This window comes from Clostridium sp. CM039, from assembly GCF_055081075.1.
Genome location: NZ_CM143649.1, coordinates 3,780,456 through 3,802,804, shown reverse-complemented (window position 1 = coordinate 3,802,804; position 22,349 = coordinate 3,780,456). Strand labels below are relative to the sequence as shown.

Annotated in this window: 19 protein-coding genes and 1 riboswitch; of the genes, 1 reads left to right on the top strand and 18 read right to left on the bottom strand. The window is 30.5% G+C overall.

The features are described 5' to 3' along the window. Positions 1-60: 60 nt before the first annotated feature. The 10 genes from ACWJJ2_RS17860 to speD all read right to left on the bottom strand — a co-directional run bounded on the left by ACWJJ2_RS17860 (position 61) and on the right by speD (position 13,668). A complete protein-coding gene (locus ACWJJ2_RS17860; protein WP_462953634.1) occupies positions 61-999 on the bottom strand; it encodes an ABC transporter permease in 939 nt (312 codons plus the stop codon). Beyond that, positions 992-2,071 carry an ABC transporter permease gene (locus tag ACWJJ2_RS17855; RefSeq protein ID WP_165411649.1) on the bottom strand — a complete coding sequence of 360 codons (1,080 nt, stop codon included), beginning with the start codon at positions 2,069-2,071 and terminating at the stop codon, positions 992-994. Before ACWJJ2_RS17855 ends, ACWJJ2_RS17860 begins: the two co-directional genes overlap by 8 nt. Next, positions 2,072-3,592 (bottom strand): ABC transporter ATP-binding protein, encoded by a 1,521-nt coding sequence (locus ACWJJ2_RS17850; protein WP_462953633.1) that lies wholly within the window; start codon positions 3,590-3,592, stop codon positions 2,072-2,074. Positions 3,593-3,627: 35 nt separating this feature from the next. Next, positions 3,628-4,734 carry a BMP family ABC transporter substrate-binding protein gene (locus tag ACWJJ2_RS17845; RefSeq protein WP_165411647.1) on the bottom strand — a complete coding sequence of 369 codons (1,107 nt, stop codon included), beginning with the start codon at positions 4,732-4,734 and terminating at the stop codon, positions 3,628-3,630. A 33-nt stretch (positions 4,735-4,767) separates the two neighbouring features. Then, a complete protein-coding gene (locus tag ACWJJ2_RS17840; RefSeq protein WP_165411646.1) occupies positions 4,768-5,340 on the bottom strand; it encodes a xanthine phosphoribosyltransferase in 573 nt (190 codons plus the stop codon). A gap of 128 nt (positions 5,341-5,468) precedes the next feature. After that, positions 5,469-5,570: riboswitch (purine riboswitch) on the bottom strand. A 124-nt stretch (positions 5,571-5,694) separates the two neighbouring features. After that, positions 5,695-8,127: a glycogen/starch/alpha-glucan phosphorylase gene (locus ACWJJ2_RS17835; protein ID WP_216302037.1), complete on the bottom strand. Its 2,433-nt coding sequence runs from the start codon at positions 8,125-8,127 to the stop codon at positions 5,695-5,697. Positions 8,128-8,148: 21 nt separating this feature from the next. After that, positions 8,149-9,588, bottom strand: a complete 1,440-nt coding sequence (gene glgA, locus ACWJJ2_RS17830; protein ID WP_216301949.1) for a glycogen synthase GlgA — start codon at positions 9,586-9,588, stop codon at positions 8,149-8,151. Between the two features lie 123 nt (positions 9,589-9,711). After that, a complete protein-coding gene (gene glgD / locus ACWJJ2_RS17825) occupies positions 9,712-10,821 on the bottom strand; it encodes a glucose-1-phosphate adenylyltransferase subunit GlgD (protein WP_216301948.1) in 1,110 nt (369 codons plus the stop codon). Positions 10,822-10,839: 18 nt separating this feature from the next. Further along, on the bottom strand, positions 10,840-11,994 hold the full coding sequence (locus ACWJJ2_RS17820; protein ID WP_216301947.1) for a glucose-1-phosphate adenylyltransferase: 1,155 nt from the start codon (positions 11,992-11,994) through the stop codon (positions 10,840-10,842). An 855-nt stretch (positions 11,995-12,849) separates the two neighbouring features. Then, complete coding sequence (speD, locus tag ACWJJ2_RS17815) at positions 12,850-13,668, bottom strand: adenosylmethionine decarboxylase (protein WP_216301946.1); 819 nt, start codon at positions 13,666-13,668, stop codon at positions 12,850-12,852. Positions 13,669-13,955: 287 nt separating this feature from the next. Here speD and asd point away from each other — a divergent pair, with 287 nt between their 5' ends. Further along, positions 13,956-15,041 carry an aspartate-semialdehyde dehydrogenase gene (asd, locus tag ACWJJ2_RS17810; RefSeq protein WP_216301945.1) on the top strand — a complete coding sequence of 362 codons (1,086 nt, stop codon included), beginning with the start codon at positions 13,956-13,958 and terminating at the stop codon, positions 15,039-15,041. A 467-nt stretch (positions 15,042-15,508) separates the two neighbouring features. Here the strand turns inward: asd and ACWJJ2_RS17805 are convergent, their stop codons facing one another. The 8 genes from ACWJJ2_RS17805 to ACWJJ2_RS17770 form a co-directional block, all read right to left on the bottom strand. Then, positions 15,509-15,979: a hypothetical protein gene (locus tag ACWJJ2_RS17805; RefSeq protein ID WP_462953632.1), complete on the bottom strand. Its 471-nt coding sequence runs from the start codon at positions 15,977-15,979 to the stop codon at positions 15,509-15,511. Positions 15,980-16,231: 252 nt separating this feature from the next. After that, on the bottom strand, positions 16,232-16,975 hold the full coding sequence (locus ACWJJ2_RS17800) for a permease prefix domain 1-containing protein (protein WP_462952806.1): 744 nt from the start codon (positions 16,973-16,975) through the stop codon (positions 16,232-16,234). Between the two features lie 4 nt (positions 16,976-16,979). After that, positions 16,980-17,312, bottom strand: a complete 333-nt coding sequence (locus ACWJJ2_RS17795) for a PadR family transcriptional regulator (RefSeq protein ID WP_216301942.1) — start codon at positions 17,310-17,312, stop codon at positions 16,980-16,982. A gap of 565 nt (positions 17,313-17,877) precedes the next feature. Then, positions 17,878-18,501 carry an HAD family hydrolase gene (locus tag ACWJJ2_RS17790; RefSeq protein ID WP_462953631.1) on the bottom strand — a complete coding sequence of 208 codons (624 nt, stop codon included), beginning with the start codon at positions 18,499-18,501 and terminating at the stop codon, positions 17,878-17,880. A 331-nt stretch (positions 18,502-18,832) separates the two neighbouring features. Continuing rightward, the gene (locus ACWJJ2_RS17785) at positions 18,833-19,414 is read right to left on the bottom strand and encodes a DJ-1/PfpI family protein (protein ID WP_216301940.1); all 582 of its coding nucleotides are present in this window, start codon (positions 19,412-19,414) and stop codon (positions 18,833-18,835) included. Positions 19,415-20,166: 752 nt separating this feature from the next. Next, positions 20,167-20,373 (bottom strand): HTH domain-containing protein, encoded by a 207-nt coding sequence (locus ACWJJ2_RS17780; protein WP_462953630.1) that lies wholly within the window; start codon positions 20,371-20,373, stop codon positions 20,167-20,169. 17 nt (positions 20,374-20,390) lie between these two features. After that, positions 20,391-20,867, bottom strand: coding sequence for an NUDIX hydrolase (locus tag ACWJJ2_RS17775; RefSeq protein WP_462953629.1), 477 nt, complete (start codon positions 20,865-20,867; stop codon positions 20,391-20,393). A 640-nt stretch (positions 20,868-21,507) separates the two neighbouring features. Further along, entirely contained in the window at positions 21,508-22,272 is a 765-nt protein-coding gene (locus tag ACWJJ2_RS17770; protein WP_462953628.1) for a DeoR/GlpR family DNA-binding transcription regulator, read from the bottom strand. Between the last annotated feature and the right edge of the window lie 77 nt (positions 22,273-22,349).

Here is a 22,349-nt window from a genome sequence, read left to right as displayed (position 1 = left end):
ATTTGAATAATTATTAAATGTCCCCTATTATGTATCATGTAAAAAAATTCGAGAAATTAACTATCTTTCTTCTCTAAAATAGGGGTTTCCGAGTCCAGCCGGTGGTGAGTTTTTACTAGATTTTTTCATTGATACTATTACTAAAATAATTATTGTAACTAAATATGGTAGCAAATCAATAAGATATTGAGATACTGAAAAATTAGGTAATCCTTGAAGTCTAAAACCTACTATGTCAAGCCCTCCAAAAAGGTATGCTCCTATAATCGCTCTATGAGGTCTCCAAGTTGCAAAAATTACTAAGGCCACTGCTATCCATCCTCTACCAGATGTTACATTCTCCTGCCATGCTGGAACATAAACAAGAGATAGATATGCTCCTCCAAGACCACAAAGAGCTCCGCCTACTAATGTATTCACATATTTATACAAATTAACGTTTATACTAGCTGCATCGGCAGCTGCAGGATTTTCGCCAACTGCCATGGTGTTTAAGCCCTTAGTAGTTTTATATAAATATATAAACAAAAGCAAAGTTATAATATATCCCAAATATACAAACACATCTTGATTAAAAAATATATCTCCTATAAAAGGTACATCTCCAATTAATGGAATTCTTTTAGGTACGAAAAATGATTTAACCTTATCTGGGGTAACTTGCCCAATCAATTTTTTACCTATCATACTTGAGAACCCTGTTCCAAATATAGTTAGCGTAAGACCACATACAACTTGATTTGCCCGAAGTGTTATAGTTAAAAACGCATAAATTAACGCTCCAAAGGCTCCTGAAATCGCTGCAGCTATCATTGCTATAACAGGATTTCCCGTACTTAAGCCTGCCATAAATCCAATGACAGATCCCATAAGCATCATGCCTTCTACACCTAAATTAAGGTTACCTACCTTTTCAGTTAATAATTCACCTAATGTGGCAAAAAGTAGAGGTGTACCTGCTACAACCGCAGCGGCTAAAAATGTTGTTATACTATTCATTTCTATTTTCCTCCTTTAATATGCCTTGATAGTTAAAATTTATTTTATATTTAATGAAGAATTCACTGCCTAATACAAAAAACAGTATAATTGCTTGTATTAATTGTGCAGCCGCTTCAGGTATTCCAAATGCTGTTTGAATAAATGACGCTCCTTGTAATAGAGCCGCAAATAGTATAGATACTATTACTATAATGGGTGCACTTAATCCTGAAAGCCAAGCAATAATTATAGCTGTAAATCCTGCCCCACCTGCAACTTGTGCAGACAGTGTCCTACTTACAGCTGATACTTGAATTACACCTGCAATTCCACATAGTGCTCCACTTAAAAATATAGCTATGTACATGGTTTTTCTAATTTTAATGCCTGCATACAATGCTGTTTTTTCACTTTCTCCAAGCACCGAAATTTCATAACCCTTCTTAGTATATTTCATGAAAATATACACTATAATCACAAGTATAATTGCGATTATCCATCCCATATGTATACCAAAAACATCTGGAAGCGTTGCATTTGGCGATAAGTTAGGTATTTTAGGGAAACCCATTGCTCTCTTATCCTTCCAAGGTCCATATTGTAGGTATGTAATAAACTTTAAGGCTATGTAATTTAGCATTAATGTTACAATCGTTTCATTAGTATTCCATTTCCCCTTAAGTAAGGCTGCAATTAATGCCCATAACCCTCCGCCTAAAATACCTGCACAAAACATTATTAATAACAATGGTAATTTATCCATATAGGGAAATTTCAATGCAAAAAAAGTAGCAGCAAAGGCTCCCATTACTATTTGTCCTTCTCCACCAATATTCCAAAATTGCATCTTGAAGGCTATCGATATTCCAAGAGAAGCTACAATCAGTAGTATTGCCTTAATAAGTGTTTGCTTAATACTATAACCCGAGCCAAAGCTTCCCTTTATAAGAGACGCATATACGTCTATTGGATTAAGTTTAATTACTAACAAAAACATACCTAGTACCAATAATGATAGGAGGATTGCAATGCTTCTAATTTTAAAATTATCAGTTTTGCGAGTTTCAGCTCTTTTAACAATCTTCATCATCTAATTCTCCTCCATCTGGGCAGTATTTCCCACCATCATCATACCAATTTCTTCTCTTGAAGCTTTTTTCGCATCAACAATGCCAGTAACCTCACCATCACAAAGCACCATAATCCTATCGCACAACTTAATTAACACATCCAAATCTTCTCCAATGAATAATACTGCCGTTCCTTTTTCCTTCTCTTGACTTATTAGGTCGTAAATCGTATAACATGTATTAATATCCAAGCCCCTTACCGCATATGCCATAACAAGAATCTTCGGATACATACTTAATTCTCTTCCAACTAATATTTTTTGAATATTCCCACCTGATAAATATTTTATGGGATGATGTATGTCCGGTGTCTTAATTTCAAATTTCTCAACCATTTTTTTTGCTTTAATTACGACTGGTTTTCTATCTATAAATATCCCCTTTTGCGTGTGGTAATCCTTTAGCAAAAGGTTATCCACCATTCCCATAGAAGCAACAAGTCCCATTCCTAATCTATCTTCTGGTATAAAGCTCATACTTATGCCTTTATTAATAATATCTCTAGGAGATTTCCCTACTAGATTCTCCCCCTCAAGAACTATTTCACCACTTGCTACCTTCTCAATTCCTGCAATGGCCTCACATAATTCCCTTTGGCCACTTCCAGCAATTCCAGCCACGCCAAGAATTTCAGAACTTCTTAGGCTGAAACTAATATTTTTAATTATCTCTGCCTTTTCAGCATTTAACACTTTCAAGTCCTTTACCTTAAGCATTATATCTCCTGGCTCTTTATTTACCTTATTTATAGATAAATCCGCTTTGCGACCCATCATAAGTTCTGTTAATTGCTTTGGAGTGGTATTTTCTTTTTCAACTGTTTTTATAGCTTCACCTTTTCTTAATACAGTAATTTTGTCACATATCTCCATTACTTCATCCATTTTATGACTTATAAATATAATTGCACAGCCTTGTTCTTTCATCTTTCTCATTATTTTAAATAATTTTTCAGTTTCACGTTGAGTAAACACCGTAGTAGGTTCATCTAATACCAAGACATCAGCACCTCTATAAAGTACTTTAAGTATTTCAAGATTTTGCCTCTCTCCTACTGCCATATCACAAACATATTTGTTTACATCCATCTCTAAATGAAATTTTACACATATATCATTAATCTTTTTAATTTCTAACTTGTCATTAAAAAATAAGCCTCTATTTTGACCCAGTAATATATTTTGCTTCGCAGTCATTTCCTCAACTAATTTAAAATGCTGATAAATCATTCCTATACCAGCTTTAATAGCATCCTTTGGAGAAGTAAAATTCATATTTTTCCCATGAATAAAAATAGAGCCACTATCAGGAGTATATACCCCTGATAGCATATTCATGAGAGTGCTTTTACCTGCCCCATTTTCACCTAGTAGCGCATGAATTTCCCCACCATGCACCGTTAAATTCATATTCTTATTAGCTATTACCTTTCCGAAGGTCTTACTAATATTCTCTATATATACATAAGGGATTTCATTCATATTAAATCATCTCCTCCATATTTTAAAATCATATATTATTTCTCTATTTTTCCTTCTACGCCTTTAACAAACCAATTAAATTGTAGTAATTCCTCATCTGTCATGACTTTACCTTTTTCAATTTTAGTAGTTCCCGTTTGGTCCTTTAAAGGTCCTACAAATATTTTGTTTTCACCTGAAAGAATCTCTGTTTTAGCCTTTTCTACAGCCTCTTTTGCTCCAGTTGGTGCATTTTCTGTGAGCGGCGCAAGACTCACTACTCCAGATTCTAAACCTTTCCAATAACTTCCTGATTTCCACGTACCGGCTTTAATAGCTTTTATTTGCTCAACATAATATGGTGTCCAATTCCAAACTGGCGATGTCATATATGCTTTAGGTGCTTTAGCTTTCATATCTGTATTATATCCAATAGCGGATATTCCTGCTTCTTCTGCAGCTTGTAATGGTCCTGCAGTATCTTGATGCTGGGTAATTACGTCTACACCTTCTGCAATAAGTGCCTTTCCTGCTTCTTTTTCTCTAGCTGGGTCATACCAAGTATTAGTCCATTTTACTTTTACTACAGCTTTCGGATTCACTGATTGTACCCCTAGAGCAAAAGCATTTATTCCTCTTATTACTTCTGGAATTGGGTGTGCTGCTGCATATCCTATTTTATTAGTTTTAGTCTTCATTCCAGCAACTATCCCTGAAAGATACCTTGCTTGATAGATACGTCCAAAATAGTTTGACATATTTTCTGAAGTTTTGTACCCAGATGCATGTAGATATTTAACTTCAGGATGTTTCGCAGCTGATGCTTCCATTCCATCCATAAATCCAAAACTTGTTCCTACAATAACGTTAGCTCCTTGATTAATCATTTCTTCACATACTTTTTCAACTTCTGCTAAATCCTCTTTTACTGATTCTTTATACAAAGTTTTTACAGCTAGCTGTTTTTCAATCTCTTTTCTTGCAACATCATGAGAGTAAGTCCAGCCTTCGTCACCTACAGGTCCTACATATATAAACCCTACGTTTATTTCCTTTTTTTGCGTACCTTTTGTCTCAGTTTTCTTATCAGTGCCACATCCTGCAAGCATTAAAGGCATAACTAATGTAAGTACTATTAATAAACTTCCTAATTTTTTCTTCATTGTTAATTCCTCCCCTATAATAAATAATAAGTCTTAGCTAAAAACTATCTTGTTATCTTGTAAAGATTTTATTATGGCTAATGATTCTACTTTAACACCCTCCTTTTCTATGCATATTCTTCCATTTTGAAATGCTTTTTCGATTACAATTCCCACTCCAACCACTTCGGCTTCAGCCTGACGTACAATTTTTATAAGTCCTAATGCAGCATTCCCATTAGCTAAAAAGTCATCAATTATTAAAATCTTATCTTCTTTTTTTATATATTTTTTACTAGTTCTAATTTTATAATTCTTATTTTTTGTAAAAGAAAACACATCAGCTTCATATGTATTGCTATCCAAATTAGTGGCTTCATGTTTTTTTGCAAAAACTACAGGAATGTTACCAAAGTATTGTGCCACAATACATGCTATTCCTATACCTGATGCTTCAACTGTTAATATTTTTGTGATTTCATGTTGTGCAAACCTTTTTTTAAATTCTTTTCCAATTTCATTTAATAGCACTATATCAATTTGATGATTCAAAAAACTATCAACCTTTAAAATTCCACTACCTATTACTGACCCTTGCGTTAATATTTTATCCTTTAATATTTCCATAATCTTCTCCTTTATTAACTATATTTTCAACATACGATTCATTGCAAAACAAAAAACTCCTCTATTAACGGCTTAACGCGTTAGCTAGGGAGTTTATAATAAAAAAATTCATTTTAGAATTATTTAACTATTTTTATTAAAACACCCATAGTCAAGTATTTTACGGCTACTTGGTAGAAACGCTTAGTCCATATTTCTAAGCTTATATGAGTTTGCGAATATTAAGTTTTGTTTTTTATTAATTGTTCGTATTTATAGTTGTATATCAATACTACAACATTTTTTTCGTTAAATCAATATGTATTTAAAAAAATGCTGTACTAGATAATAATCTAGTACAGCATTTTTATACAATTATAATTTAATATTAACCGCAGGAATTCCCCAAATTTCTTTTGCATATTTCTCTACAGTGTTATCACTTGAAAAGATACCCGACTTAGCAATATTTGTAATGGCCATTTGTTGCCAAATGGACTTTTGTCTATATAACCTGTCAATTTCTCTATGTGCCTTTACATAAGCATCAAAATCTTTAAGCACAAAATACTCATCATTGTGTAATAGTAAACTATCATATATGCTCATAAATTCCATTTTAGGAGTTTCTAAAAATCCATTTACCAATTGATTCACTATAGTATTTACTCTTTGATCGCTATTATATATATCATAAGAGTTATAACTTTTATTCTTGTAATATTCTATTACTTCTTCTGATGTTAGTCCAAATAATATAATATTTTCTTTTCCGACTGCTTCAAATATTTCTACGTTTGCCCCGTCTAAGGTTGCTAGTGTTATAGCCCCATTCATCATAAATTTCATGTTACCAGTTCCAGAAGCCTCCTTAGATGCAGTAGAAATCTGTTCACTAACATCAGCACAAGGAATAATTTTCTCAGCTAATGACACACCATAATTTTCAAGGAATACTATCTTTATTTTACCGCGCGCTATAGGATCATTATTTATCTTAGAGGCTATTGTATTAATAAGTTTAATAGTTTGTTTTGCTATATAATAACTTGGAGAAGCTTTCGCACCAAATATAAAAGTTCTTGGAACCATATCTAAATTAGGGTTTTCAAGAAGCTGGTTATATAAATGCATTATATGGAATACATTTAAAGTTTGTCTTTTATAGGAATGCAGTCTTTTTACCTGAACGTCAAATATGGAATTCGGATCAATTTCAGTTCCATAGTTGGTTAATATATAGTTTGAAAATTTTATTTTATTATTCGTTTTTATGCTATGTGTTTTTTCTTGAAAAGCGGTATCCTTTGAATAATCCATTAATTTATGGAGCTCATTTGGAGACTTTACCCACCCATAACCTATAGTTTCCGTTATAAGTTCTGCGAGCTTTTGATTAGAATTTAATAGCCATCTTCTATGAGTTATGCCATTAGTTTGGTTGTTAAATTTTTCTGGGAAGAACTCATAAAAATCAGCCAATTCTTGATGCTTTAATAATTCTGTATGCAATTTTGCAACTCCATTAACAGAATGGCTTCCTACAATAGCGAGATACGCCATCCTTATATATCCATCATAAATAATAGACATTTTATTGACTTTATTCCAATCTCCATTGTACCTATGATACACTTCATTACAAAAACGCCTGTTTATTTCTTCTACAATCATATAAATACGTGGAAGTAATTTTTTAAACATATCTACAGGCCATTTTTCTAGTGCCTCTGCCATAATTGTATGGTTAGTATATGCCATAGTTCGCGTTGTAATATCCATTGCAGCGTCCCAAGATAAACCCTCCTCATCAATTAATAGCCTCATTAGTTCAGCCACAGCTACAGCCGGATGGGTATCATTTATCTGCACCGCCACGTGTTTATGAAACTCACTAAATGAAAGTTTCTTCTTTTTATAATTTCTTAAAATACTTTGTAATCCAGCACTCACAAAAAAATACTCTTGCTTAAGCCTTAGTAATTTACCCTTTTCATAGCTATCATCTGGATATAAAATTTGTGAAATAGCCTCCGCTGAATATTTGTTTTCACCAGCTTTTGCATAATTTCCTTGACTAAAGGATGAAAAATCAAAATCTTCCTCCATAGTTTCTGCGCTCCAAAGCCTTAATGTATTTACAGTATTATTCTCATATCCTTTTATTGGAGTGTCGTATGGTACCGCCCTTACACACTCATAATTTTCATGGCTAACTCTTGTTAATCCATTCTCTTTATTTAAATGTACATCTCCACCAAATCTTACTTCTACAGACTTGCTTTCTTTTCTTATCTCCCACGAATTACCATTTCTTAACCAATTATCAGGAACTTCTACTTGATAACCATTTTCTATTTTCTGTTTGAATAATCCATATTTATACCTTATGCCGCAACCATGACCCGGTATCTGCGTAGATGCCATAGAATCTAAGAAACATGCTGCCAATCTTCCAAGCCCACCATTACCGAGCCCCGCATCCGATTCTATATCCTCTATCTTTTTTAAACTAATTCCTAAATCATTAAGAGCATCCTCACAAATATCCTTTATACCTAGATTAACTAGATTACTATCTAGTAATCTACCAATTAAAAATTCCATAGAAAAATAATACACTTGTTTTCCTCTATTTTTTCCATACGCTTTATTACTTTCTATCCATGGTTTAGAGCAATAGTCTTTTACTAGTGCACCTAAAGCATAATATTGATGCAGAGGCGATGCATCAATTTCATCTTCTGCAAACATTGTTTGTAGTTTCTCTACATAGTCCAATTTAAATATTTCTTTATCTATTACTATAATATTCACCACCTAGCAATTTTAAAATTTACTTTTCAGATTAGTATATAATTCCATATAGTTTTCAGCCGAATTTTCCCAACTATTGTTTGAAATCATGGCATTTTGAACTAATTTATTCCAAGACTCTTTGTCTTTGTATAAATCCAGAGCCCTCTTTATAGCATCTAACAATTCTTGACTACTATAATTTTCAAAAGAAAAACCATTACCAATACTAGTATATTTATTATAAGGGATAACGGTGTCTTTGAGCCCTCCAGTTTCCCTGACAATTGGAATACTTCCATATTTCAAGGCTATAAGCTGGCCTATGCCACAAGGTTCAAATAAAGATGGCATCAAAAACATATCTGAAGCAGCGTATATTTGCTGTGCTAGCTCCTCATCGAAAATAATATTTGTCGATATCCTACTTGGGTAAATAGACGCAAAGTATTGAAATATATCTTCATAATATCCTTCACCATTACCAAGCAGTACTATTTGTATTGGAAGAATAAGCAATTCCTGGAGTTTATCCACAATTAAATCTAAGCCTTTTTGTTTCACTAGTCTAGTGGTAATTCCTATCATTGGCATTTCTTCATCTACGGTAAACCCTAGTTTTTCTTGTAGCTTTAATTTGTTTTTCACTTTCTGTTTTATACTTTTTTCATCATAATTGCAAAATATTTTTTTATCCGCCCTAGGATCATAGAGATCATAATCTATACCATTTACTATGCCATATATATTTTCAGCCTTTGAGGCTAATAATCCATCTAGCGATTCCCCATAAAAAGGAGTTTGTATTTCTCTTGCATAAGTGTTGCTTACAGTAGTTACTGCATCTGAGAAAACAATCCCGCCCTTCATAAATGATACATTGTCATAAAATTTTAATGCTTCATCATTAAAATATTTCCAATCTAAATCTATTAAATCACCTAGTATCTCTTTGTTGAATACTCCTTGATATTTCAAATTGTGTATAGTGAATACACTTTTTATTTCATTATATCGCTCGTCTTCACTATAATTTTCTTTAAGTAAAGCTGGTACTATTCCAGAGTGCCAATCATTACAATGAATTATATCTGGCACGAAATCCCCCATGTATTTTATAGATTCTAAGATTGCTTTTGAAAAGTAAGAGAATCTCTCTCCATCATCATAATATCCATATATCTCAGGCCTTTTAAAATAATCTTCATTATCTACAAAATAATAAGGCACCTCATCATAAGTCAAATGTTGTAGTCCACAATACTTATCTCTCCAACCAACTTTAACCTTAAAACTAGCTATAGTTTCCATGCAATTTTTAAATGACAAAGGAATTTTACTATATTTAGGTATAATTACTCTTGCGTCAATGCCGAGCTTTCTTAAAGCTTTAGGCAGTGCATATGCAACATCCCCAAGGCCTCCAGTTTTTATAAAAGGATATGCTTCAGAAGCCACAAATAATACTTTCATACTAAACCCCCCATTAAATATATGAAAATAAATAACAAGTAAGTATACTTGTTATTTTGTAAACAAGCTGAACAAGTAAGTATACTTGTTATTTATTTTCATATACCTTATTTTTTAAAATTGTTATGGCCGAAATTTTTTTTCAATAACCACCGGAAAATCTTCATCCCCATTTAGTACTGTATTTTCACTTATAATTGTATTTTTATCAATTATAACATTAGTCAGTTTACAACCTTTTTTAATTTCGCAATTCTGAAATATTATACAATTTTTGATTTCTGCCCCTTCGTGTACCGTCACCCTTCTTGAAATTATACTTTTCTCTATACTTCCTTTTAAAATACATCCATTGGAAATCAAAGCATTACTAACCTTTGATCCATTAAAGTATTTAGTAGGAGCTTCATCTTTACTCTTTGTATAGATTAACCCTTTGTTAAAGAATAATTCCTTGGTTACTTTACCATTTAGCATATCCATACTAGTTTTATAATAATTTTTTACAGAATTTACACATTGGAGGTATCCTTTAAACTCATATGCATTTACATTAAGTTCAGTAATTTCACTACAAATAACTTCTTTCATCGAATTATGATATCCAGTCTGAATGCACTTGTTTACAATAGCTATAAGAGTGCTTTTTTTCATTATATACATTTCCATTGATATATTTAGTTCGTCCTCTGCTCCTATGTTTTTTCCAATGTTCAAAACTTTATTTTCTTCATCAATATATAAAGTGCTACAACTTACATAATGCGTCTTCCCATTATTTGTTTTTTTGTATACTACCGTTATATCGCTACCGGATTCTTCGTGATACTTAGCAGCCTCATTGTAATCCATGTTACATAACATATAAGAAGAAGATATTATTACATACTCTTGCTTAGTTCTATAAATATATTCCATGTTTTCACTTATTGCATCTATATCTTTTAATTGTGATGTTTCTGAGGTAAGATTAAACAAAAATAGTCCATTTATTTTTCTATCTAAATCCCATGGTTTCCCTGAACCTAAATGATCCACTAAGGACCTCGATTTTGTGTTAGTAAACATACCTATATTATGAATACCCGAATTAATCATATTCGAAAGCACAAAATCAATAATTCTATATCTCCCACCTATAGGAATCGACGCTATAGGTCTCGATTTTGTAAGACTTTTAATATTATCTTCTTGCTCATTTAACATTAATATTCCTATATAATTTTTAAGCATGCTCTCACCTCGCAAGTTTTATAATTTAGTTACTTTCTTTGAATCAACCTTAATTTCTCTTCCTTGTTCTATAACAATAATGTCTTCTCCATTGCCAATATGCACATTACGTCTTACGGTAACATTACTTCCTATAATAGCTTTATCTATTACCACATTATTGCCTATTTTAGTATTAGGTAGAATTACGGAATTAGTTATTTTAGTGTTTTTTCCTACATGTACTCCATGAAAAAGCACACAATTGCTTATTTCTCCAAAAACAGTACATCCCTCATTGAGCATTGCATTGTCAATGCTTGCGCTAGGTCCGATATATTGTGGTGGCATCATAGGGTTCACTGTATATATTTTCCATTGATTGTCATGTATATCGAGTTCGTTATCGTCAGATAGCAAATCCATATTAGCTTCCCATAAACTTTCAATAGTACCAACATCTCTCCAATACCCTTTGAATGGATATGCATATAATTTTTGATTATTTATCAACATTTTTGGTATTATATTCTTACCAAAATCGTTACTGGAATTTTTATCAAGGTTATCATCTTTTAAAAGCTGTTTAAGAACAGACCATTTAAAAATATAAACTCCCATAGATGCTAAATTGCTTTTAGGCTCTTCTGGTTTTTCATCAAATTCAAAGATGCTGTGATCCTCTCGTGTGTTCATTATTCCAAATCTACTTGCCTCGGCCTTCGTTACTTCTAATACTGCAATGGTAACATCTGCGCCTTTTTCTTTGTGATAATCTAACATTTTGGAATAATCCATTTTATAAATATGGTCTCCTGATAAAATAAGAACATACTCTGGTTCGAAGCTATCGATGTAATTTGTGTTTTGATATATAGCATCTGCTGTGCCATTATACCAATTTCCACCATCTTGACTTTGGTAAGGTGGAAGTAGACTCACCCCTCCGTTTTTCCTATCTAAATCCCAAGGTGCGCCTATACCTATATGAGAGTTTAAAGCCAAAGGTTGGTATTGAGTAAGAACTCCTACAGTGTCTATATCCGAATTAGAACAATTACTTAAAGAAAAATCTATAATTCTATACTTTCCTCCAAATGGAACCGCAGGCTTTGCTGTGATTTTAGTTAATTGTTTTAGTCTTGACCCTTGGCCTCCTGCCAATATCATAGCTATCATTTCTTTTTTTATCATGCTAGTTCTCTCCTTTCTAAACCTTTACTAATTAAATCATCTCCTGCGGAGCTACAATACTAACTTTTACTAAAGCTAACATCTTACTTAATAAAGATTTTTACACATTTTTACACCTAATTACCTCATCATGTAAAAACACAAAAAAAAATCTTTAGAAAATGCATACATTAATGAGAACAAATACGTTTCATAAAATTTATCTACAAGGTACATAGAATCTTTAGGGATTTTCAAAACAACTAATCAAAGAAAAATATTTGATGGCTTGCCATCCCCAAGAGGCTCATCCACAATTTCGCTTTAAAAATTAGGAATATACCCTCCACTTTAAACATATAAAAATTATAATTTAGTAATTGTATATAATAAATTTTGAATTCTAAAATTTATTAAAACGAAAGCAAAGCCTTATTTAACTGCATTTATTTGAATATTTATAATAATATTTTTATAATGTTTTTATAATTGTATCATAATAATAGGGAAAATATTGGTGGATTTTGCTCCTTATAATAATTATTTATCTACAAGTTTACTAAAGTTTCTTTTAGGATTAGAATATTATTACACTGTTTTAAGTTTCATAATAAAAATATATAAATATTTAAAGATAATTACATTTTTTTTATATCAATAAAATTTTTTTGGGAATAAGTGTTACATTTATAACTATATTACCCGCCAATATTCTGTTAAATATTTACAATTATTTTCTGTATCAGTTTTTATTACAGATAGCTAAAAATCTATAACTCTATAATCATGCTTTATGATAAAGCTCATAATTATTAAGGCACATTAAAATGAATAATTATTCATTTTAATGTGCCTTAGATAAAATTTCATAGAAATTTACTCATTAGAAATATCCATACCATAAAATATTTCGCCCATTTCCTTTTTTAATTTTTGTATAATATCACATTTTTCATCTTCATTTAAATCTTCTTGTTTAATCTCAAATAAATAATTATCAAGCTCAAAATCGTTTAATATCATTTTAGTATGAAATATATTAGATTGATATATATTCATATCAATTAAGTTGTATTTATTTATAGTTTCTTTTGAAATATAATCTTGTATAGAATTAATTTCATGATCTATAAAATGTTTTTGACCATCCATATCTCTAGTGAAGCCGCGAACTCTATAATCAATAGTAATAATATCCGAATCAAAACTATCTATTAAGTAATTTAGAGCTTTTAATGGCGAAATAGTACCACAAGTGGCTACATCTATATCTACTCTAAAAGTGCTTATATCATTTTGAGGATGGCTTTCAGGATAAGTATGTACTGTTACATGACTTTTATCTAAATGTCCCACGATATTCTCACGAATCGGAGTTAAAATTCCTCTATTACAGGTAGGATCCACCACATATAATGGAATTTCTTCCTCTGAAATAAGTAATGTTACGCTTGCTCCTTGGGGATCATAGTTCTGCTTTGCAATATTTAGCACACTTGCGCCTATCGTCTCAGTAACGTCGGTAAGAATTTTTGTTAACCTCTCAGCGTTGTATTGTTCATCAATATACTCTATATATCTTTTGCGATCCTCTTCTGTTTTTGTATAGCAAATATCATAAATGTTAAAACTTAATGATTTTGTTAAGTTGTTAAACCCATAGAGCTTTATTTTATTTTTCTCATTTTTAGCCAACTTTATTCCCCATTTCTATTAGACTTCTTCTAAAGAAAATTATATAACTTATGACTTCATTGTCAAGATATAAATTTATCGTTTCTTTCCATTCTATATAATAAATTGCTTGAAGTATATACTTTTTAACATTATAATTATTTATAATAGCAATATATATAATAGTAGTATATATGATTTTATGTTTATCATACTATTCCCTGTATAACATGGATATTAATATATTTAAGTGTAATATTTATATTTTTCTACAAATGTATATCATTAGAATCGGAGGTATTAATACAATGTATAAAAAATTAAAAGTTGGATTATTAGGTGGAACTGGATTTGTTGGTCAACGTCTTGTTACACTACTTGAAAATCACCCTTATTTTGAAATAGCTGTTATTGCTGCTAGTGAGAACTCTGTGGGTAAAACTTATTATGACGCAGTAAATAACAGATGGAAACTAGACGTACCTATGCCTGAAAGCGTTAAAAATATTGTAATTAAAAATATAAATGAAGTAGATGTAATAAGCAGCGAGGTAGATTTTGTCTTCTGTGCTGTTAATATGAACGCTAATGAAATAAGAGAAATTGAAGAGAAATATGCAAAGGCTGAAACTCCTGTAGTTTCAAATAACTCTGCACACCGAGGTACACCTGATGTTCCAATGGTTATTCCAGAAATAAATGCTGACCATTTTGAACTAATTAACGCACAACGTAAGCGTTTAGGCACTAAAAGAGGCTTTATTGTTGCGAAACCCAACTGCTCAATTCAAAGTTATGTTCCTGCTATAAGCGCCCTTATGGAATATAAACCCACAAAAATATTAGTTTGCACCTATCAGGCTATATCAGGTTCTGGAAAAATATTTTCAGACTGGCCGGAAATCATTGACAACGTTATACCCTATATAGGTGGAGAAGAAGAAAAGAGCGAGCAGGAACCCCTAAAAATTTGGGGCCATATGGAGAATAATAAGATAGTTAATGCTGCGGAACCTATAATTTCAACTCAATGCATTCGTGTTCCTGTGGCAGATGGTCACTTAGCTGCAGTTTTTGTTTCTTTTGAAAATAAACCATCAAAAGAAACTATTTTAAAGCATTGGGCAAGTTACGAAGGCAAACCACAACTTTTAGAACTACCAAATGCCCCAGAGCAATTCCTAACTTATTTTGAGGAAAATGATAGACCTCAAGCTAGACTAGATAGAGATATTGAAAAAGGAATGGGCATATCACTTGGAAGACTTAGGGAAGATAAATTGTTTGACTATAAATTTGTTTGCCTATCTCATAACACTTTACGTGGTGCAGCCGGTGGCGCAGTGCTTTCTGCTGAACTTTTAATGAAAGAAGGTTATTTAACTTCAAAATAAAGAGAAAAAAAGTATATATTACGCGTATTGCAATACGATTAATGCATTCACTTGACTAAGAACTACTAATTTTATTTTTAATTAATCTGCTAGAAAACATAAACTCGCTGTCGCTCAAACATATGTTTTTCGAAACGCATCTTAATTAAAAATAAAATAAGAAGTTCTAAAGCTTGCTTCAATGCATTATACGTAATATATACTTTTTTTGCGCCTAAAAATCAGTGTTTTGCGAATATAAAATTCTCTGCCTCTGGGTAGTTCTCTTAGATACATAACAATTATTAATTATTATGTGACCACACTCGACATCCTGCCTCAGGTTCGCTAGCACATCCTTCTGCTTATCTTTTATGTTTTACAACCTTTAAGAGAATCCCCAAATTTTGAGTTTACCTTAATTCAGATTATAAGAATGATATGTCTTAACTTTATAGGTAATTTACCTAAGATAATACTCATTAGCTTTATATCTTATTAATGATCTTAATGAATTCATTATCTAAATGTTCTCTTAGAATATATAAAATTGAATTAAGACTTTTCTTTTCAAAAGCTAAGTCGTTGGGGCCAGCATTATTGTAATACATAATTTTCACTTCATGTGTTTTATTGTAAATTTCCACTCTTTTTACTTGACTCCATGCCGTACTAGAATTGGTACATGCCAAAAAACCGTTCTCATAAATACCTTGTCTTAATTTTGAGATAAGGTAAAATTCAATAAATAAACCTAATCCAAGTAACACCTCAAAAGATTTTTGTCTTTTATAAATCATTAAACTTCCTAAGATTGCACCGATAAGAAGCATTACAATACTAAAAATTTTACTGTGCTTGGATTGTATGATTAATTTTCTTTGTTTAACAAGTGATAATATAGTAATGAATAGCATATAAGCCATTTGAATCAATATTGGGATATCTGTTCTATCCATATTTTCTCCTTTCTTATCTAATATAACTTAGTATTATTTCGACGTATCACCATTCTTCTTTTTCCCAACACTCATCAATTAAATGTTCATTTTCCAGCTTCACATTATAGACATAACCTGTCCAGTTTATCTGACTTTTTTAATAAATCTCCTTCTGCTTATCTTTTATATTTTACAACCTTTAAGAGAATCCCAAAATTTTGAGTTTCCCTTAATTTGAATTATAAGAATGTTCCCAAGCAACATCTTTAATCAGCGCCTAAATTTAATACGTAAATCAACCTTTATTAAAGCCCAAGCAATGATTGATATTAAGCAACAACCAAGCCAGACAAAGGATGATATACCTATTTTTCTTAGATACCTAAGGGGAACGTCTTCATTACTGCTACCTATAATTATATTTTTGCTACCCTTCTCTGTGGTAATCTGCTTGCTCGTAGCTCCAATACCCTCCTCAACAGCTTCACCTTGAAAATCACTTGGATATATGTATTCTATATTTTCCAACTTAAAATTAACATTAAATGGACTAGCCAGTGCTACATATATAAGCTTTTTTTTAGATTTATTAAATACTGTACTAATATCTTTATTTATAGAATCTATGTTATCTTTTCTATATGAATTCATTATAGTAAAAATTTCATTATTTCTTGTCTCAATTTGTTTCCAATAAATGTCGGTGCCTATTATAGAAACAGAACCAGATATTATGGTTATTAAGAGAAAGGCTACTGCTATTATTAATGTTTTTTTTGCCTTCTTGTTCACAAACTTAAATATACCAATTAATTCATTTTTAATTTGATTTTCTTCACCAAATCTATTAATTGCAATGGAAATGCTTTCTTCTTCAGATTTTCCTTCAGACTTTAACTCTTCTATCAGTTGCAATAAATGATTTTTCATTTCATATTTTAATGATTCGATTTCTTCTTTATTGCCACCTACATGTTTGTAAACTGAATTAACATACTTATCAATCTGTTCCATAAAATTATACCCCCCTGTAAAATGTATCAATAATTTTTTTAAAAAATATCCACTCAGTTTTTTTATTGTTTAAATAATTCATTCCTTCGGCTGTAATTTTGTAATACCTACGCCTTCCTCCACCACTTTCAGTATCATCCCAATATGGGGAAATTAGCTCGTTATTTTCAAGTCTTTTTAAGACAACATACATTGTTCCCTCTTTAATCTCAAATGTTTCTTGACTTATATTTCTTATTTTTTTGGCAATGTCATATCCGTATAAATCTTCACCTACTAAAAGGCTCAATATTATACTTTCGATATATCCTTTTATCATCTCTTTATTTATTTCCAATTTTTCTCACCTCATAATTACATAATAGCACAAACTACTATATAGTGTACAGTAGTTTATGCTATATAATTTCACAATAAAAAACACAGAATTAATTAAATCTATGTTTAAGTGACAACTCTTTGCTGCGTCATATTTTACAATGATGTATGTATCGTTCTTTTATGATATAGGAAACAGCTTGCGGAAAACAATGTGGATAACCTTTTTTACAATTAATAGTCAAGATTGATTCTTCATTTGCCAATATTAAATTCAAAGCCTCTGAATAGTTCTCTGGGGACATAACAGTTGTTAATTGTTATGTGCTCACATCCAATAGTATGTATTTTAACAATAAAAGATAAGCAGAAGGTTTAACGACATTTTAGGAGCAAAGTCTAACACTTCTATAAGTGGGGGTTACATACTCTAACAAATAGAAAACTTCAGTGGGAGTATAAATCTCCTTCTAAAGTCGTTAATATTGCAGCGACCCAGGAGATGATTTAACACATCTTTCTTATCTTTTATATTTTACACCCTTTAAGAGAATCCCCAAATTTTGAGTTTCCCTTAATCCGGATTAAACCTCTATAAATTCCAATATTTGTTTAGGTTTTTGAAAAATATAATTTGCATTAATCCCACTTGAGGATTTAGCACCCCATAACGCTAATGCAAAATCTATACCAGCACTGAATGCACAGTCCATATCATATTTAGTGTCACCAATGTAAATTGTCTTTGATTTATCTGCTCCTGATAATTCAATAAATTTTAAAATAGGTTCTGGATTAGGCTTATGTTTTTCTGTATCGTCTGCGCAAACTACTAATTTAAAGTAATTGGTTAACCCAAAAGGTACAAAGTCATTTATGTACTCTTTTTTAGTCTTTGAAGTAACTATACCTACTGAAATTCCCATTTCATTTAATTTAACTAATGTATCCTTAATGTCATCGAAAACTTTCACATGAGAAAGATATTCTTTTAAATATCTATTCCATTTCTCATTAGACTCATGAAGATTAGTTATTCCAAGTTTATTTAATGTTACCTCTCCTGGAATACCTAAAGCGAATCTTAATTCTTCAAAGCTAAAATTTTTATTAAGTTCTTCAAACATTAATTTTTGGAGTGATGAAAGAACTGCAAATTCGGTATCTAAAATCGTACCATCAATATCAAATATAACATAATTATACATTGTAACCTCCATTGTTAAAATTAAGTAATTTTACATAGTTTACATACCTATAATGATTGTTTTTGCCTAATGAATCTCATATCACATACCCACTTTATCGCCATAACAAATAGAATAATAACAAACTTCTGGATATCCAAGAACTTTATGAATGCTTATGTATTAAATACCCATAATAGTATTTTTGTTTTTTCTTTAATTTAAGACCCTGCCTCTGGGCAGTTCTCTGGGGGGACATAACAATTAGTATTGGAAAAGCCTCAGGCTTAGAGTAACTTTTCTTAATATATGCTATTTAGCACAATTTATTTTTAGCCAAAGAGTTATTTTCTTAATATCCCATCAATTCTTTAACCTTGTCCTTATTTTCTTTATTTGTCAATTTCTCTAACAATATGAAAGCCACTTCCATTGCAGTCGATGGATTCCAAGATGTAATTATATTCTGGTCAATTACTATTGGTTGATTGATAACTTCAACACCAAAATCTTTCAACTGTTTTTGCCTTATTCCATCTCTTTTATTGTAGGTAGTTCCTTTTCTTCCTTTTAAAACTCCACTTTTTCCTAGGGGTAATGCAGCAACACATATTGAGGCTATAGTTTTACCTTTTTTATCAAATCCCCTTAGAATTTCTAAAAACTGTTCGTTATAAGCATCACTATAGAAATCATATTCTATAAATCCTCCTGGAATTGCTAATGCGTCATAATCATCAATATTTACCTCATCAAAAGTGTAGTCTACTACAATCCTTTGATTAAATGTACTGTTTACTTCCTTGGTCCTTCCACATGTAAATAATTGTGTGGATTTATCACCATCAATGTAATTCCATCCAATTACATCAATAAAAACACTTGCTTCAAATGTTTCAAATCCATTTGCCAATAATAATAACACTTTTTTCATATTTATTCTCCTCTTAATTATAGATAGTGTAAATACTATCAAAAATAAAATCAACTAACAATACTTAATATTCATAATATCAGCATGCACTTGTAACTTTTTTATAAAAACTTTTAATTAATAAATATATGTACACTAAATACTCATGTATACAAAATAAAGTGCAATTTTTATACTTTTAGGAACCCATACATAAACAGATTTCCATGATACTCCTTTATTTTTTTAATTACATATTTTTGCCGTTCCTTTTTGTTTTTTAAGCTTGTAATATAATATATAAATATACAAAGCCAAATTACTGGATTCAATTGATGTCACTTCCCATTATATAATCAGTATTTTATTTAACATGATTTCACAATAATGTATGTATCGTTCTTTTATGATATATATGACCTATAATAATATCATAACATATTTTTAATATTATATGTGGAGACGAAGAAAAGAGCGAGCACGAACCCCTAAAAATTGGGGTCCATATGGATATATACTTTTTTTGCACCCAAAATATTTGCTTTGCGAATATAAACTTCCCTGTCTCGGGTTCGATATCACATCCTTATTTGTCAATTTCTCTAACAATATGAAAGTAACTCAATTGGTATTGCGTTCCATTCGGAATAATTATATATACTTAATATATTAAAACTCTCAAATAAAATAAAACTAGAGTGTTTTTTACTCTAGTTAGTTAACAATATAAGAATAATATTCAGTATGTCCGAAATCGCTTAATATAACATATATTATATTTTAGGCTCAACAGTTTTAATTATAAGTCTTAATGTCATTATTACTGATGCAAGCTTATGTTTTATCTCAATTGGCACTGTGCTCCTATCAATCATGCAATCTAAAACATACTGTGTTGGGATTTTTGCAAATTTGGCAATAGTATCAGCACTAGTCTTATGTACTTCAACCTTGTGTCCATCACTTTTTACGCCTAACAAATGTGATACTAGAATGGTTAATATTCTCTATTAATTAAATAATTTGTGTGGTTAGGTAACCATATTAGCTTTTCTATTAAAAAACTTGGTTTTATGTTTAATTCATTTAGTTCATCAAAATTAAACCATTTATATATTAGTCTTTTACCTTCTATCCCACTAAATGAATCTTGTTGATTTTTTATCCATGATTCCTTTTGAAGACTAACAAGATAAATCATTGTAATTTCATAGTAATCTTTTTCTCTAAATTTAAAGAAATTTTCTACAGTCCAGAGCAACCTATTAATCTCTATATCTTCTCCTAATTCTTCTATTATTTCTCGTTTTATAGCACATTCTGACGACTCTAACATTTGTACTCTACCACCAACAAGTACCCAAAAATCATCATCTTCCATCCTATGTAATAATATCTTTTTATCGTCAGTAATAACTTCACATGTTCTATAATTAAAAACAGTTTCATTATTGTTATAAAAAGTAATATCCATATGTTATTCCTCCCCACGTAATATTAGTTAATTCGCATTATTTTACAATGATCTCTGTATCGTTCTTTAACTATATATATATCCTATAATAAAATCCTAACATATTTTTAATATTATATTGAAAGAATTACTTAATAAAAAGCATTGTCAATAAAAATAACATGCTAATTATAAAATTAATTAGCATGTTATTTTTTATTATATAGGAAACAAGCTTGCAGAAAATAATGCGGATAACTTTTTTTGCAGTTGAAAGTTAAGGTTTATTTTTCATTTGAAAATTCTTCTTTTCAAATATTAAATTCAAAGCATATTTACCATATCTGCCTCTGAATACTTCTCTGGGTGGGGACATAACAATTATTAATTGCTATGTGCTCACATCCAATGGCATGTATTTTAACAATAAAAGATAAGCAGAAGGTTTAACTAAACACATCCTTCTGCTTACCTTTTATATTTTACTACCTTTAAAAGAATCTCCAAATTTTGAATTTCCCTTAATTCCTATTAAATGAATAGAACTAAATTTAATATTGATCATTGATCACTACTATTGATGTGATTCACTTTAAATAATCCTAATCTTTGTTGTAATTATAATAATAATTACATTTTTTCTTTATTTTCTATTTGAACATTAAATTAAATTTATATCATATTGTTCAAGGAGAGTAATAATAGTTTTGCTTGGTAAATCTTCTGTAATAATGCTATTAAAATCTGTTATATTTGAAAATTTAAAAATTCCATCTATATTAAACCTTTCATTTAGTGCCATTAAGTATGTCTCTTTGGATATACTCATAATAGTCTTTTTAGTATTTGCATCCTCAGAAACACTAGTACTTATGTTTCCATCTCTGAGATCTACTCCACTACATCCCACAAAAGCTTTATTACAACGATAAAGTTTAATTTGTTCAATAGAATGAGAACCTATACTGCCACCTACAATTGTATTATAATCTCCACCTATAAAAATAAAATGTATATTGCAGTCTACTGCAATCATTGATGATATCTCAAACATATTTGTAATTAAAATTATATTTTTATTGCTTTTTATAAGTAGTTTTGCAAGAATATATGAAATAGTTGATGCATCTAAAAAGATTGTATCGTTCTCTTTTATTTGACTATAAGCTTTTTGAGCAATTATTTCTTTTAACTCAGTATTCTTTTCTACTCTGCTAAAGAAATTTTCACCATTTACAATTATACGTTTTATGTTAATAGCACCACCATAAGTGCGTTGAATTAAATTTTTTTTCTCTAATACTTGAAGATCCTTTCTAATCATGCTCTCACTAACTTTAAATTTTATACTTAAATCTTTAACTAATACTTTTCCGTCTTTTTCTACTAAATCTAAAATATATTTATACCTTTCTTGAATAAACATAATCTTCTCCCATTCATTCTTCATTGTTCTTATTGTAACAACAATAAGAAAATAATGCAATAAAATCTATTGACAAG

Bases quoted from the DNA above. Each gene is read 5' to 3' on its own strand.
- ACWJJ2_RS17860 (WP_462953634.1), bottom strand. From the start codon at position 999: ATGAATAGTATAACAACATTTTTAGCCGCTGCGGTTGTAGCAGGTACA.
- ACWJJ2_RS17855 (WP_165411649.1), bottom strand. From the start codon at position 2,071: ATGATGAAGATTGTTAAAAGAGCTGAAACTCGCAAAACTGATAATTTT.
- ACWJJ2_RS17850 (WP_462953633.1), bottom strand. From the start codon at position 3,592: ATGAATGAAATCCCTTATGTATATATAGAGAATATTAGTAAGACCTTC.
- ACWJJ2_RS17845 (WP_165411647.1), bottom strand. From the start codon at position 4,734: ATGAAGAAAAAATTAGGAAGTTTATTAATAGTACTTACATTAGTTATG.
- ACWJJ2_RS17840 (WP_165411646.1), bottom strand. From the start codon at position 5,340: ATGGAAATATTAAAGGATAAAATATTAACGCAAGGGTCAGTAATAGGT.
- glgA (WP_216301949.1), bottom strand. From the start codon at position 9,588: ATGAAAGTATTATTTGTGGCTTCTGAAGCATATCCTTTTATAAAAACT.
- glgD (WP_216301948.1), bottom strand. From the start codon at position 10,821: ATGCTTAAAAATTATATAGGAATATTAATGTTAAATGAGCAAGAAGAT.
- ACWJJ2_RS17820 (WP_216301947.1), bottom strand. From the start codon at position 11,994: ATGATAAAAAAAGAAATGATAGCTATGATATTGGCAGGAGGCCAAGGG.
- asd (WP_216301945.1), top strand. From the start codon at position 13,956: ATGTATAAAAAATTAAAAGTTGGATTATTAGGTGGAACTGGATTTGTT.
- ACWJJ2_RS17805 (WP_462953632.1), bottom strand. From the start codon at position 15,979: ATGGATAGAACAGATATCCCAATATTGATTCAAATGGCTTATATGCTA.
- ACWJJ2_RS17800 (WP_462952806.1), bottom strand. From the start codon at position 16,975: ATGGAACAGATTGATAAGTATGTTAATTCAGTTTACAAACATGTAGGT.
- ACWJJ2_RS17790 (WP_462953631.1), bottom strand. From the start codon at position 18,501: ATGTATAATTATGTTATATTTGATATTGATGGTACGATTTTAGATACC.
- ACWJJ2_RS17785 (WP_216301940.1), bottom strand. From the start codon at position 19,414: ATGAAAAAAGTGTTATTATTATTGGCAAATGGATTTGAAACATTTGAA.
- ACWJJ2_RS17775 (WP_462953629.1), bottom strand. From the start codon at position 20,867: ATGGATATTACTTTTTATAACAATAATGAAACTGTTTTTAATTATAGA.
- ACWJJ2_RS17770 (WP_462953628.1), bottom strand. From the start codon at position 22,272: ATGTTTATTCAAGAAAGGTATAAATATATTTTAGATTTAGTAGAAAAA.